The organism is Streptomyces rhizoryzae, from assembly GCF_023155275.1.
Lineage (GTDB): Bacteria > Actinomycetota > Actinomycetes > Streptomycetales > Streptomycetaceae > Streptomyces > Streptomyces rhizoryzae.
Window position 1 is genome coordinate 1 of the sequence record NZ_JALMUV010000064.1, and the last position, 12,354, is coordinate 12,354.

Below are 12,354 nucleotides of genomic sequence, written 5' to 3' on the forward strand. Positions count from 1 at the left end.
CCCCCTCCCGCCGGAAAACGGCCCCACCCCTGGGGAAGACATCAGGGGAGGGACGGGATGCTCACGCCGAGGCCGCGCTTCTGGCACGAGGGCCACCACCACGGACCCCATCCCTCCCCCACCGGGCGGGGAGCCGTTCGCACGGACCCAGGGGGCGGGGTGTGGGGACGCCTCAGCTGTGACCCAGCTCTTCCGCCGGCCCGCCGTCCTCGACCGAGCCGCCGTCCGTGGCGGGCCGGATCGAGACCGCCTCGACCACGGTCTCGTCCAGCACCGGCTCCGCCGGCTTCGGCGGCTTCGGCATGACGGCGGCCTCGGAGTGCGCCCCGCAGCCGTAGGAGAGGGAGACCACCCGGCCGTCGGCCGGGGAGAACTCGTTGGCGCAGACACCGAACGCCTGCCGCAGCGAGCCGGCCAGCGGCGTCAGGAAGCCGCAGGACATGCAGCTGGCGGGGGCCGCCTGGGCCATCGGGGTCTTGGGCCCGAAGGCTTCCTCCCAGCGGTCGGCGGCGGCGTGCAGGCCGTAGCGGGACAGGACCCGGGCGCGGGCCATGCCCAGCTCCCCGGCGACGGCGGCGATGCTGCCGCGGTCGGGCACCGGCTGGGCGGCGGGCGAGCCGGGGAGGACGTCCGCCTCCTCGGTGTCGGCGACGTCGGCGGCCATGCCCTCGGCGACCGGGGAGTTCGGCGGCGGGGTGTCCTCACCGCTGAAACCGGGCTCCAGCCGCAGGTCGTCGGCCTCGGTGGGCAGCAGGTCGCCGGGGCCCATGTCGCCGGGGCGCAGCCGCTCGCTCCACGGCACCCACTCGGGGGCCAGCAGCGCGTCGGGGCCGGGCAGCAGCACCGACTCGTCCAGGGTGACGACCTTGGCGCGGGAGGCGCGGGCGACGGTGACGGCGTAGCGCCAGCCGCGGTAGCCGGGCTCCTTGCAGTCGAAGAGGTGGGTGACGACGCGGTCCGCCTCGGCGACGGCGTCGAGGTGCTCGCCGACCATCCCGGGCGCGGCGACCTCCTCGGCCGCCGCGCGGGCAAGGTCGACCGCCTCGGCGCACAGGCGGTCCGGGGTACGGCTTCGCATCGCAGCACTCACAAGAATCGATTCTCTCTTCCACGCCGTCTCACGAGCGCGCCAGCCGGGGCTGTCCTGGTCCTGTCCGGACGACCGGCGGGGGCCGGGGCGGGCGGAGCGGACCGGGGGACCGCGTCGACGTCCGCGCCCGGCTGGATCGTTCGGTCGAGCGCACCTCTTACGTCCTATTCTGCGCGATCGCAGGGAAATGAGGTACGCGGCCGGAACGGACCGCCGGTGGCGCTCTGGACACGCTACCCCTTCAAGGCTGTACGACCCCTCGGCGGGAGCGGCAAATCTCTCCCGGGACCGGCGGCGGGAGCCCGGACCGGCGCCCGCCGGGGCGGGTGCGGCCCGCCGGTACAGGGGGAGAAAACGCCGTCTCTGGGGTGAGTTGGGGCAGTATGGCCGGGTGGCTGCCGTCAGGGCGTCGAGGGAGTCGAGGGCCCGCCGGGCGGGCCGGGCGGCCGGGCGCGCGCTGCACCGGCCGCTGGCCGGCGCGGCCCGGGGAGTGCGGCGCGCGACCCGCGCGGAGGGCGCCGGCGAGACCGGGCTGGCACAGCTGATCGAGCTGCACGCGGTGAACGCGGCCGGCGACCTGCTGATCACCGTCGCCCTGGCCTCCACGGTGTTCTTCGCGGTGCCGACGCACGAGGCACGCGGCCGGGTGGCGCTGTACCTGGCGGTGACCATGGCGCCGTTCGTCCTGCTGGCGCCGGTGGTCGGGCCGCTGCTGGACCGGGTGCCGCACGGCCGCCGGGCGGCGGTGGCCGGCTCGATGCTGGCCCGGGCGGTGCTGGCGCTGACGATGGCGGGGGCGGTGGCCGGCGGCGGCGCGGCGCTGTACCCGGCGGCGCTGGGGGTCCTGGTGGCGTCGAAGGCGTACGGGGTGGTGCGCAGCGCGGTGGTGCCGCGGCTGCTGCCGCCGCGGGTCCCGCTGGTGCGGGCCAATTCCCGGGTGACGCTGGCGGGGCTGCTGACGACCGGGGCGGCGGCCCCGGTGGGCGCCGGGCTGCACCTGATCGGTCCGGCCTGGCCGCTGTACGGGGCGTGCGCGGTCTTCGCCGGCGGGACCGCCCTGTCGTTCGCGCTGCCGCACACCGTGGACTCCGCGAAGGGCGAGGCCCGGGCACGGCTGGCGGCCGGGGACGGCGCGGCGCGGGCCGGGGCGGGCCGGCGGCGGGCGCGGCCGGGGCTGCGCACGGTCGGCCCGCCGGTGCTGCACGGCCTCCGGGCGAACGCGGCGCTGCGCGCCCTCTCCGGCTTCCTGACCTTCTTCCTGGCGTTCCTGCTGCGCGAGCACCCGCTGGACGGGCTGGGCGCGGCGGTGTCGCTGGGCCTGGTGGCGGTCGCGGCGGGGGCCGGCAACGCGCTGGGAACGGCGGTCGGCGCCTGGCTGCGGGCGCGCGGCCCGGAGCCGATCATCGCCGCGGTGCTGGGGCTGGCGCTGGCCGCCACGGCGGTGGCGGCGCTGGGTTACGCGGTGCTGGCGGCCGCGGTGGTGACCGCGGTGGCGGCCGCCGCGGGGCTGTGCCAGGCGCTGGGGAAGCTGGCGCTGGACGCGCTGATCCAGCGGGACGTCCCGGAGACCGTGCGCACCTCCGCGTTCGCCCGGTCCGAGACGGTGCTCCAGCTGGCCTGGGTGGCCGGCGGCGCGCTGGGCATCGCGCTGCCGCTGATCGGCGCACTGGGCCTGGCGGTGGCCGCCTGCCTGGTGGGGGCCGGTGCCGCGGTGTCCCTGCGGGGGCTGCTGGGTGCGGCCCGGCGGGGCGGTCGGCCGGCTCCCCGGGTGGTGTGAGGGCGCCCGGACCCGCCCGGGCGGCGGTGTCCGCGGTGCGGCGCGCCGCACCCGCGCGCGGCGCGCGCGGGGACGCCCGATAGCCTGCCCGTATGACCGCTGCGTTGATCTCCCGGGGCAAGGGCCGCCGCGCCGCCGCTGCCCTCGGTGCCGTGTCCCTGGGCCTGCTCACCCTCTCCGCCTGCCAGCAGCCGACGTCGCTGGCGACCGTGACCGTCGGCTCGCAGACGGCGACCGCGGAGGTGACCCCCGGCTGCGACGGCAACGGCACGTCCCTGAGCCAGGCAGAGCTCAAGAGCTGCATCTCCAAGAAGGGCACCGAGACCCTCACGGTGCACTCCGGCGAGAAGATCCGGGTGGGTGTCGACCCGAAGGTCGCCAAGGCCGGCTGGTTCGCCGTCGGCGCCACGCCGTTCATGCAGCCCACCACCCAGACGTACCGCTCCTTCAGCGTCGACGACCTCTTCAAGCAGACCAACCCGGTCAGCGGCCAGTCCGGCTACGTCAGCGAGGTCACCCTGCTGATCGCCGAGGCCGGCAAGGAGACCGGCCAGGGCCCGCAGGCGCTGTGGCACGTCAACCTCAAGCTGAAGGACTGAGCGCACACGGCGGGGGGCGCGTGATGCGGGTGCTGGTCGTCACCGCGGTGGCCGCCGAGCGCGACGCGGTGTGCGCCGCGCCGGACCCCGGCGACGGCAGCGGTTACCGGCCCGAGGCACTGCCCGGCGGCTACGCCCTGCACCGCGCGCCCGGCGGTTCGGCGGCCCCCGACGTCCTCGCGGCCGGGGTCGGCCCGGCGGCCGCGGCCGCCGGCACCGCCACCGCGCTGACCGCCGCGGCGCTGGCCGGCGCCCCGTACGGCCTGGTGGTCTCGGCCGGGATCGGCGGCGGCTTCGCGCCCGCCGCGCCGCTGGGCTCGGTGGTCGTCGCGGACGCCATCGTCGCCGCGGACCTGGGCGCGCAGACCCCCGACGGCTTCGTCCCGGTCACCGAACTCGGCTTCGGGACCGTGCTGCACCGCCCCGACCCGGCGCTGGCCGCGGCCGTCGCGGCGGCGGCCGGCGGGCGCACGGGGCCGGTCGTCACGGTCTCCACCGTCACCGGCAGCGCCGCCCGCGCCGCCGAGCTGGCGGAGCGTCACCCCGGCGTGCTCGCCGAGGGCATGGAGGGCTTCGGGGTCGCCGAGGCGGCCGCCGCGCACGGCCTGCCGGTGCTGGAGGTCCGCACGGTCTCCAACGCGGTCGGCCCCCGGGACCGCGCCGCCTGGCGCATCGGGCCCGCCCTCGCCGCGCTGACCGGCGCCTTCCGCACGTTTCCCGGAGCCCTGGCGGGCACCCCCGCGGCGGCCCGGGTCCCGGCACCACCGCCCCACACCCTCCGGAGGACCCCATGACCCGGCCGCTGTCCATCGCCTACTCGCCCTGCCCGAACGACACCTTCGTCTTCGACGCGCTGGCGCACGGCCGGGTCCCGGACGCGCCGCGGCTGGACGTCACCTTCGCCGACATCGACCGCACCAACGGCATGGCCGAGCGCGGCGAACTGGACGTGCTGAAGGTCTCCTACGCGGTGCTGCCGTGGGTGCTGGAGGAGTACGCGCTGCTGCCCAGCGGCGGTGCGCTGGGACGCGGCTGCGGCCCGCTGGTGCTGACCCGGCAGCCGGGCGGTCCGGCGGACCTGGCGGGCAAGACGGTCGCGGTGCCCAGTGAGCGGTCCACCGCGTACCTGCTGTTCCGGCTGTGGGTGGCGGACCGGGTGCCGGGCGGGGTCGGCGAGATCGTGGTGCTGCCGTTCCACGAGATCATGCCGGCCGTGCGGGACGGCAAGGTGGATGCCGGGCTGGTGATCCACGAGGCCCGCTTCACGTACCAGGACTACGGGCTGCGCTGCCTGGCCGACATGGGCGAGCACTGGGAGCTGACCACCGGGCTGCCGATCCCGCTGGGCGCGATCATCGCCAAGCGGTCGCTGGGCGCGCCGGTGCTGCGGCAGCTGGCGGAGGCGATCCGCACCTCGGTGCGGATGGCCTGGGACGACCCGGAGACCTCCCGCCCGTACGTCCTGGAGCACGCCCAGGAGATGGACCCGAAGGTCACCGACCAGCACATCGGGCTGTACGTCACGGAGTTCACCGCCGACCTCGGCGAGGACGGCTACGCCGCGGTGCGCGGGCTGCTCACCCGCGCCGCGGCCGAGGGGCTCGTACCGCCCCTCGGCCGCGATGCGCTGGCGTTCGTCTGAGGGCCCGGCCCGGGCGGGCCGGCCGGCGTCAGACGTCGAGCTGGTCGGCGACCGCCCGCAGCATGCCGGCGATCTTCGCGCCGTGCTGCTTCTCGGGGTAGCGGCCGCGCTCCAGCTGCTGGGTGACGTTCTCCAGCAGCGTGGTGAGGTCCTGGACAATCGAGGCGAGCTCATCGGGCTTGCGGCGCTGGGCGGCGGCTACCGAGGGGGCCGGTTCGAGGAGGTTGACGCTCAGTGCCTGGTCGCCGCGCTGGCCTGCGACGACTCCGAACTCCACGCGCTGGCCGGGCTTGAGCGTGTCCACGCCGTCGGGCAGCACCGACGAATGTACGAAGACGTCACCGCCGTCGTCGCGGGAGAGAAAGCCGAAGCCCTTCTCGCTGTTGAACCACTTGACCTTGCCGGTAGGCACGTCTGTCCTCGTCCTCGTACTCGTCGGGAAATGCGGGTCTGGTCCACCGACGGACCTGTGGGGCGGGCCGCGGCGGGGAAAATGGGTCTGGATAGCAGTGCAGCGGGCCACCGAGCCCGCCTACCCCAAGGCTAATGGTCCGGGGCCCGGTGACAAGACGTCGCCAGGGGGATCCTCGGCGCTCCTGAGCCGGACTTACCCTGGTCAGGTGTCTGATGAAACGCCCCAGGCCGGGGATCTGCTGGTCCGAATCGGCGCGATCGTGTTCCTAGTTGGCGCGCTGGCCACTCTCGCCACAGTGCTGCCGCTGTTCCTCGGAACGCAGCCGCTGCCATGGGAGTTCTACTGGGTGTCCATGCTGATGGGCGCCGGTTTTCTGATCGCGGGAGCCGGGGTGGTGCGCTCGGTGTCCGCCCAGCGGCGTCAGGCCGAGGCGGCCACCGCCGCGTCCCCGCCGGCGCCGTCCGCGAGGTAACGATCCAGCCACGCCGGGAAGTGCGTGAGGTCGTCCAGCAGCACCTGGGCGCCGGCCGCCCGCAGCTCCTCCGGGGCGCACGGGCCGGTGGCCACCGCGACGGACAGCGCGCCCGCGGTCCGGGCGCCGCGCACATCGCCGGTGTGGTCGCCGACGTACACCCCGGCGCCGTGCGCGCGCAGCGCGCCGGCCTTGGCCTCCGCCCACAGCGAGCCGATGACCGCGTCCGCGGCGATGTCCAGGTGGGTCAGGTGCAGCTGGGCGTTGGGCTCGTACTTGGCGGTGACGACGACGGCCCGGCCGCCGGCCGCGCGCACCGCGCCGACCGCCTCCCGCGCGCCCGGCATGGCCAGGGTGCCGGCGATGGCGTGCGCGGGGTACAGCTCCCGGTAGAGGTCGCAGACCTCGGCCACCCGCTCGGCGGGGAACCACCGGCGGATCTCCTCGGCCAGCGGCGGCCCGAGCCGGGTCACCGCGGCGTCCGCGTCGATGTACGTCCCGGTGCGGGCGGAGAGCGCCTCGTAGGCGGCCTTGATGCCGGGACGGGAGTCGATCAGCGTCATGTCGAGGTCGAACCCGACGGTCAGGGAGTGCGGAGCCATGCCTGCCATTGTGCCTGCGGACCGAACCGGCCACGCCGTACCGTTAGCCTTGCCTTACCTAACCTGCGGGTCCCGGACCCGTGGCGCAGCGCTTCGAGGACCGCACCGCCGACGACCGTGAGAGGGACCCGACCCCTGTGATGTCATGCCCGTGACGCCCCGGAAGCGGAGCCGGCGGCTCGGCCTGACCGCCCTGGCGGTACTGGCGCTGCTGCTCGCGGTGGTCCTCTCCCTCGCCGTCGGCAGCGGCGCCTTCACACCGGCCGCGGTGCTGGACGGCCTGGTCCGCGGCGGCAGCGGCGACGCCGCGCAGGTCGTCCGGTACCTCCGGCTGCCGCGCACCCTGATCGGTGTGATGGTGGGCGCCGCGCTGGCGGTGGCCGGCACGGTCTTCCAGGGCCTGACCCGCAATCCGATCGCCGACCCCGGCGTCCTCGGCATCAGCCAGGGCGCCGCGGCCGCCGTGGTGGCCGCGATTGCCTTCGCCGGGGTGCACACCCTGACCGGCTACGTCTGGTTCGCGTTCGCCGGTGCGGGGCTGGCGGCGGTCGTCGTGCACGCCGTCGCGAGCCGCGGCCGGGGCGGCGCGACGCCGGTGAAGCTGGCGCTGTCCGGCGCGGCGATCAACGCGCTGCTGGTGTCGGTGTCCATGGCGATCCTCACCACGAAGGCGGCGGCGCTGGACGAGTTCCGGTTCTGGCAGGTCGGTTCGCTGACCGGGCGGGACGCCGCGGTGGCCGCCCAGATCTGGCCGTTCCTGCTGGTCGGTGCGGTGCTGGTGGCCTCGGTGGCGCGCGGTCTGGACGCCCTGGCGCTCGGCGAGGACGTGGCCCGCGGCCTGGGCCAGAAGATCGCCGCGGTACGGATCGTCGGCGGGCTCGGCGCGACCGTGCTGACCGGCGCCGGTGTGGCGGCGGCCGGGCCGATCGCGTTCGTGGGCCTGGCCGTGCCGCATCTGGCGCGGGCCCTGGTCGGCGGCGGCCACCGCTGGGCGCTGCCGATGGCGGCGCTGCTCGGTCCGGTCGTGGTGCTGGTCGCGGACACCGTGGGGCGGGTCCTCTTCCCGCCGTCGGAGGTCCCGGCCGGGGTGATGACCGCGCTGATCGGCGTGCCGTTCCTGGTGGCCCTGGTGCGGCGGCGGACGGTGGCGGCATGACGGCCCGCTCCCAGGCCCCCGCCCCCGCCGCCGCGACCGGCCGGGCGCCGCTGCGGCCCGCCGGGTACGCCCTGGTGCGGGCCGGCCGCGGCTCGTTCCTGCTGCACCGCCGCGCCACCGCGGTCGCCGCGGCGCTGGCCGGGCTGCTGGCCGCGGTGTGCCTGGTCTCCCTGTGCGCCGGGGAGAGCTGGGTGGCGCCCGGTGAGGTGCTGAAGGTGCTGGCCGGCGAGCCGTCCGGGCAGCAGCTGGTGGTGGGCACGCTGCGGCTGCCGCGGATGGTGGTCGGGCTGCTGGCCGGCGCGGCCTTCGGGGTGGCCGGCGGGCTGATCCAGACGGTCGCCCGCAATCCGCTGGCCAGCCCGGACATCATCGGCGTGACCCAGGGCGCCGGGGCGGTGACGGTCGGGGCGATGACCTTCGGCGTCACCTCGTTCGCGGTGCTGCCGTACGTCTCGGTGGCCGGCGGGCTGCTGGCCGCGGTGCTGGTGTACGCCTTCGCGTGGCGCGGCGGCCTGCACGCCACCCGCTTCGTGCTGATCGGCATCGGCTTCGCGGTGGCGCTGCGCTCGGTCACCCAGCTGTTCCTGACCAAGGGCGACTACCTCGTCGCGCAGCAGGCCCAGGTGTGGATGACCGGTTCGCTCAACGGGCGCGGCTGGGCGGAGGCCGCGCCGCTGGGCTGGGCGCTGCTGGCCCTGCTGCCGGCCGTGGTGTGGGCGGCGCGCGCCCAGCGGACCGTCACCCTGGACGACGACACCGCGACCGCGCTCGGCATCCGGCTGGGCCGGGCCCGGCTGGGCCTGGTGGCCGTCGGGGTGGTGCTGGCGTCGATGGCGACCGGCGCGGCCGGGCCGGTGGACTTCGTGGCGCTGCTGGCCCCGCAGATCGCCCGCCGGCTGACCCGCACGGCGCAGATCCCGCTGGTGTGCTCGGCGCTGCTGGGCGCCGTCATCGTCGTCCTGGGCGACCTGCTCGCCCGCAAGCTGCTCGCACCGACCGAGCTGCCGGTGGGCGTGCTGACCGCCGCGGTCGGCGCCCCGTATCTGATCTGGCTGCTGGTCCGGGGCCACCGGGCCCGCGGCCGGGCCACAGGAGGAGAAGCGTGACCGGTACCGGCACCCCGCGCCCCGCGCCCCAGGCGGGCCCCGCCGCCCAGGAGCGGCCCGCGGCCCGTCTGGCGGCCCGCGGCCTGACCCTGTCCTACGAGGAGCGGACCGTCGTCGAGGACCTGGACCTCGACGTGCCGGACGGCGCGGTCACCGTCGTCGTCGGCCCCAACGCGTGCGGCAAGTCGACGCTGCTGCGCGCCCTGGGGCGGCTGCTGCGGCCCCGCCGGGGCGCGGTCCTGCTGAACGGCACGGACCTGGCCCGGATCCCCACCCGGCGGATCGCCCAGGCGCTCGGCCTGCTGCCGCAGACCCCGGTGGCACCCGAGGCGATCACCGTCGCCGACCTGGTCGCCCGCGGCCGCCAGCCGCACCAGCGCTGGTGGCAGCAGTGGTCCGAGGAGGACGAGCGGGCGGTGGCCGAGGCGATGGCGCGCACCGATGTGGCGGCGCTGGCCGACCGGGCGGTCGACGAGCTGTCGGGCGGCCAGCGCCAGCGGGTGTGGATCGCCATGGCACTGGCCCAGGAGACCGACCTGCTCCTGCTGGACGAGCCGACGACCTACCTGGACATCGCCCACCAGGTGGAGGTCCTGGACCTCGTACGGCGCCTGAACCGCGACCGCGGGCGCACCGTCGTCGCCGTCCTGCACGACCTCAACCAGGCCGCCCGCTACGCCGACCACCTGGTGGCGATGAAGGCGGGCCGGATCGTCGCCCGGGGCCGCCCCGGCGAGGTGGTCACCGCGGCGCTGGTCGAGGAGGTCTTCGGGCTGGAGGCGGTGGTGGTCCCGGATCCGGTGACCGGCTCGCCGCTGGTGGTTCCGGGCCGTCCCTGGGAAGGGGACGGGCGGCGGTGACGTCCGCGCCGCAGGGCGCCCGTCCCGCCGACCGCCGCGCAGCCGAGCCGAAAGGACAGGGCATGTCCCGCTCCACCGCAGCCGCCCGCCCCGCCCGCCGCACCGCCGTCCGCACCGCCGCCGTCGCCGCCGCCGGGGCGCTGCTGCTCACCGGCTGCGGCGGCGGGGAGGGGCCCGGGGCCTCCGCCGCCGGGCCCGACGGCACGTTCAAGGCCGCCGACTGCCCCGCGCAGCCCACCACCGGCTGGCCCGCGCCGGCCCCGCGGGGCGGCGGCCGCCACCCGGTCCGCACCGCGATGGGCGAGGTCACCGTCCCGGACAGCCCGCGCCGGGTGGTCGTCCTGGACACCGCCGAACTGGACTCCGCGCTCACCCTGGGCGTCACCCCCGTCGGCGCCGCCCGCTCCGACGCGGCCACCGGCTTCCCCGGCTACCTCCCCCAGGACAAGCTCGCCGACATCAAGGACGTCGGCACGATCGGCGCCCCGGACCTGGAGGCGGTCGCCGCCCTCAAGCCCGACCTGATCCTCACCAGCAAGGTCCGCGACGGGCAGCGCTACGCCGCGCTGAGCCGGATCGCGCCGACGGTGATGACCGAGTCCACCGGCTATCCCTGGAAGCAGAACTTCGCCGTCCACGCCGCCGCGCTCAACAGGATCCCCGAGGCCAGGCGCACCGTCGCCGCGTACCGGCAGCACGCCGAACGCGTCACCCGGGCCCTGGGCGGCCCGGCCGCGGCCCGTGCGCTGCGCACCAACGTCGTCCGCTTCGTGCAGGGCGCGGACACCCGGATCTACGGCTGCCGGAGCTATATCGGCACCGTCCTGGACGACCTCGGCACCGGCCCCACGGCCGTCGTCAACGGCGCGCCGGACGGCCTGATGGTGGAGGTCAGCCCCGAGCAGATCACCCGGGCCGACGCCGACGCGGTCTTCTACACCGCCTACGGCAGCCCCGAGAAGTCCAAGGAGGCCCAGATCACCGCTGGGCCCCTGTGGCAGCACCTCAAGGCGGTCCGCACCGGAAAGGCCCTCCGCGTGGACGACCAGCTGTGGATCCAGGGCATCGGCTACACCGCCGCCAACAAGATCCTCGACGAGCTCCAGCAGCGCCTGGCCCGGAAATGAGCCGGGGGGTGGCGTGCCGGGGTGGCGGTCGGACGCCGGCGTGACCGATGCGACCGATGCGACCGATGCGCCCGATGTGTTCGATGTGTTCGATGTGTTCGATGTGTTCGGTGCGGAGGGTGCGTTCCGCCGCGTTGATGCGGCAGACGACGCGCCACGGCCCGTGGCGGAGCCTGCGGTGGTCCGTCCCCCAGGGCCGGGAACCCTCGGGGCGGGGGCCGTCGCTCAGCCGGCCGGTGGCGTGGGCGCGCCTCACGCCGCTCCGCGCGCCGCCCGCCGCAGCCGCCACAGGAGGAAGAGCGCCGAGGCGACCGCCGCCGCGCGGGCCGCGCCGGGGAGGCCGGTGAGGAATTCCTGGCCCAGCCGGCCCGGGGGGATCGCGTCGCCCCAGCGGCCCTGGGAGCGGCCCCAGAGCCACAGCACCAGCCCGCCGGCGAAGACCCCCGGTACGCCGAGCGCCGCGAACTTGGTCTCCGTGCGGCTGAGCCGGCGCGAGACGTAGGCCAGGCCCCAGCCGCCGGCCAGCGCGAGCCAGGAGCCGGCCACCGCGCCGGCCCCCAGCAGCAGGACGGCGAGCGCCGGGACCGGGCTGAGCCAGGCCCGCAGCGGCATCCGGGCCGGGGCGGCCTCCTCGGCGGCGGCCGCCCCGGCCGCCGCGGTCCCGCCGTCCTGCGCCGCGTCGGCCGGGGGCGCGGCGGCGGGGGCGGGCCGCCCGAGCGCCCGCCGCAGCAGGGCCGGAAGGGCCGTGCCGCGGCCCGCGGGCCCGCCCGCACCCTCCTCCGCGCCGCCCTCCTCCTTCTCCTTCTCCTTCTCCTTCTCCTTCTCCTTCGCCTGGGGGTCCTCCCAGACCTCCGGGAGTTCGATCCCGCCGACGAATCCGGGTACGGCGTCGTCCGCCCCGTGGCCGGTGCCGTCCACCCCGTAGGGCGCGGCCTCCACCCGCCACCAGTCGGGCGGGTCCTCCGCGTCGCCCAGTTCGTCGGCACCGGCCAGGTGGGGCGGCGCGGCGGGCGGGGGTGCCTGCGGGGCGGGGCGGGGCCGCTTGGTCAGGAAGCCGGGCCGCCGGCCGCCCTCCTCGGCGGCGTCCCCGTCGCGCGGTGCGGGCACCTTGCCGACCAGCCCGCCGAGCCGCTCCCGGGCCCCGGCCCACGGCGCGGGACGGGGCGGCCCGCCGGGCGCCGCCGGGGCCGGGCGCACCCCGGACGCCGCCGTGCCGGACGCCGCCCCGCCGGGGGCCGCCCCGCCGGGGGCCGCCCCGCCGGTTCCGGCGCCGCCCTCCGCCTCGGCCGCGGCCCGCACCACCGCCTCCGGTGTCCCGAGCCGGGCCAGCATCCGCTTCACGCCGGGCACCGAATCGGCCTTCTGGTCGGCCCGCCGGGCGTCGATCTCGGCCCGCAGCGAGGCCACCAGCCGCATCCGGGCGCCCGACGGCAGGCCCCGCTGCTGGGCCAGGTCGCCCACCCGGCTCAGATAGTCAAAGACGAGCTGCTCGCTCTCGATCCCCACGA

General features: G+C 76.7%; 13 protein-coding genes. 9 read left to right on the plus strand and 4 right to left on the minus strand.

The annotated features are described in order from the left end of the window. Positions 1-172: 172 nt before the first annotated feature. Positions 173-1,078, minus strand: a complete 906-nt coding sequence (locus tag MUU72_RS32385; protein ID WP_248017025.1) for a DUF3027 domain-containing protein — start codon at positions 1,076-1,078, stop codon at positions 173-175. A 403-nt stretch (positions 1,079-1,481) separates the two neighbouring features. Between MUU72_RS32385 and MUU72_RS32390 the strand changes: the two genes are divergently transcribed. From MUU72_RS32390 to MUU72_RS32405, 4 genes are all read left to right on the plus strand, one after another. Then, positions 1,482-2,867, plus strand: a complete 1,386-nt coding sequence (locus MUU72_RS32390; protein WP_248017026.1) for an MFS transporter — start codon at positions 1,482-1,484, stop codon at positions 2,865-2,867. Positions 2,868-2,959: 92 nt separating this feature from the next. Beyond that, a complete protein-coding gene (locus tag MUU72_RS32395; protein ID WP_248017027.1) occupies positions 2,960-3,466 on the plus strand; it encodes a hypothetical protein in 507 nt (168 codons plus the stop codon). A 23-nt stretch (positions 3,467-3,489) separates the two neighbouring features. Next, positions 3,490-4,260 (plus strand): futalosine hydrolase, encoded by a 771-nt coding sequence (locus MUU72_RS32400; RefSeq protein WP_248017028.1) that lies wholly within the window; start codon positions 3,490-3,492, stop codon positions 4,258-4,260. After that, positions 4,257-5,108 carry a 1,4-dihydroxy-6-naphtoate synthase gene (locus tag MUU72_RS32405; RefSeq protein WP_248017029.1) on the plus strand — a complete coding sequence of 284 codons (852 nt, stop codon included), beginning with the start codon at positions 4,257-4,259 and terminating at the stop codon, positions 5,106-5,108. Before MUU72_RS32400 ends, MUU72_RS32405 begins: the two co-directional genes overlap by 4 nt. Before the next feature lie 28 nt (positions 5,109-5,136). On the opposite strand, the gene MUU72_RS35505 is transcribed toward MUU72_RS32405, so the two are convergent. Then, on the minus strand, positions 5,137-5,520 hold the full coding sequence (locus tag MUU72_RS35505) for a cold-shock protein (protein WP_308403907.1): 384 nt from the start codon (positions 5,518-5,520) through the stop codon (positions 5,137-5,139). A 208-nt stretch (positions 5,521-5,728) separates the two neighbouring features. On the opposite strand from MUU72_RS35505, the gene MUU72_RS32415 reads away from it, so the two are divergent. Next, on the plus strand, positions 5,729-5,995 hold the full coding sequence (locus MUU72_RS32415) for a hypothetical protein (protein WP_248017030.1): 267 nt from the start codon (positions 5,729-5,731) through the stop codon (positions 5,993-5,995). On the opposite strand, the gene MUU72_RS32420 is transcribed toward MUU72_RS32415, so the two are convergent. Further along, positions 5,944-6,597: an HAD family hydrolase gene (locus MUU72_RS32420; RefSeq protein ID WP_248017031.1), complete on the minus strand. Its 654-nt coding sequence runs from the start codon at positions 6,595-6,597 to the stop codon at positions 5,944-5,946. The genes MUU72_RS32415 and MUU72_RS32420 overlap by 52 nt on opposite strands. A 145-nt stretch (positions 6,598-6,742) precedes the next feature. Between MUU72_RS32420 and MUU72_RS32425 the strand changes: the two genes are divergently transcribed. From MUU72_RS32425 to MUU72_RS32440, 4 genes are all read left to right on the plus strand, one after another. Then, positions 6,743-7,753 (plus strand): FecCD family ABC transporter permease, encoded by a 1,011-nt coding sequence (locus tag MUU72_RS32425; RefSeq protein ID WP_248017032.1) that lies wholly within the window; start codon positions 6,743-6,745, stop codon positions 7,751-7,753. Beyond that, positions 7,750-8,859, plus strand: a complete 1,110-nt coding sequence (locus MUU72_RS32430) for a FecCD family ABC transporter permease (protein WP_248017033.1) — start codon at positions 7,750-7,752, stop codon at positions 8,857-8,859. Before MUU72_RS32425 ends, MUU72_RS32430 begins: the two co-directional genes overlap by 4 nt. Then, positions 8,856-9,719 (plus strand): ABC transporter ATP-binding protein, encoded by an 864-nt coding sequence (locus MUU72_RS32435; RefSeq protein ID WP_372503286.1) that lies wholly within the window; start codon positions 8,856-8,858, stop codon positions 9,717-9,719. Before MUU72_RS32430 ends, MUU72_RS32435 begins: the two co-directional genes overlap by 4 nt. 62 nt (positions 9,720-9,781) lie before the next feature. Then, positions 9,782-10,846 carry an ABC transporter substrate-binding protein gene (locus MUU72_RS32440; RefSeq protein ID WP_248017034.1) on the plus strand — a complete coding sequence of 355 codons (1,065 nt, stop codon included), beginning with the start codon at positions 9,782-9,784 and terminating at the stop codon, positions 10,844-10,846. A gap of 252 nt (positions 10,847-11,098) precedes the next feature. Here MUU72_RS32440 and MUU72_RS32445 read toward each other — a convergent pair whose 3' ends face one another. Then, positions 11,099-12,352 (minus strand): hypothetical protein, encoded by a 1,254-nt coding sequence (locus MUU72_RS32445; protein WP_248017035.1) that lies wholly within the window; start codon positions 12,350-12,352, stop codon positions 11,099-11,101. Positions 12,353-12,354: the final 2 nt, after the last annotated feature.

Coding starts and splice junctions, on each gene's coding strand:
- MUU72_RS32385 (WP_248017025.1), bottom strand. CDS start 1,078: ATGCGAAGCCGTACCCCGGACCGCCTGTGCGCCGAGGCGGTCGACCTT.
- MUU72_RS32395 (WP_248017027.1), top strand. CDS start 2,960: ATGACCGCTGCGTTGATCTCCCGGGGCAAGGGCCGCCGCGCCGCCGCT.
- MUU72_RS32400 (WP_248017028.1), top strand. CDS start 3,490: ATGCGGGTGCTGGTCGTCACCGCGGTGGCCGCCGAGCGCGACGCGGTG.
- MUU72_RS32405 (WP_248017029.1), top strand. CDS start 4,257: ATGACCCGGCCGCTGTCCATCGCCTACTCGCCCTGCCCGAACGACACC.
- MUU72_RS32420 (WP_248017031.1), bottom strand. CDS start 6,597: ATGGCTCCGCACTCCCTGACCGTCGGGTTCGACCTCGACATGACGCTG.
- MUU72_RS32425 (WP_248017032.1), top strand. CDS start 6,743: ATGCCCGTGACGCCCCGGAAGCGGAGCCGGCGGCTCGGCCTGACCGCC.
- MUU72_RS32430 (WP_248017033.1), top strand. CDS start 7,750: ATGACGGCCCGCTCCCAGGCCCCCGCCCCCGCCGCCGCGACCGGCCGG.
- MUU72_RS32440 (WP_248017034.1), top strand. CDS start 9,782: ATGTCCCGCTCCACCGCAGCCGCCCGCCCCGCCCGCCGCACCGCCGTC.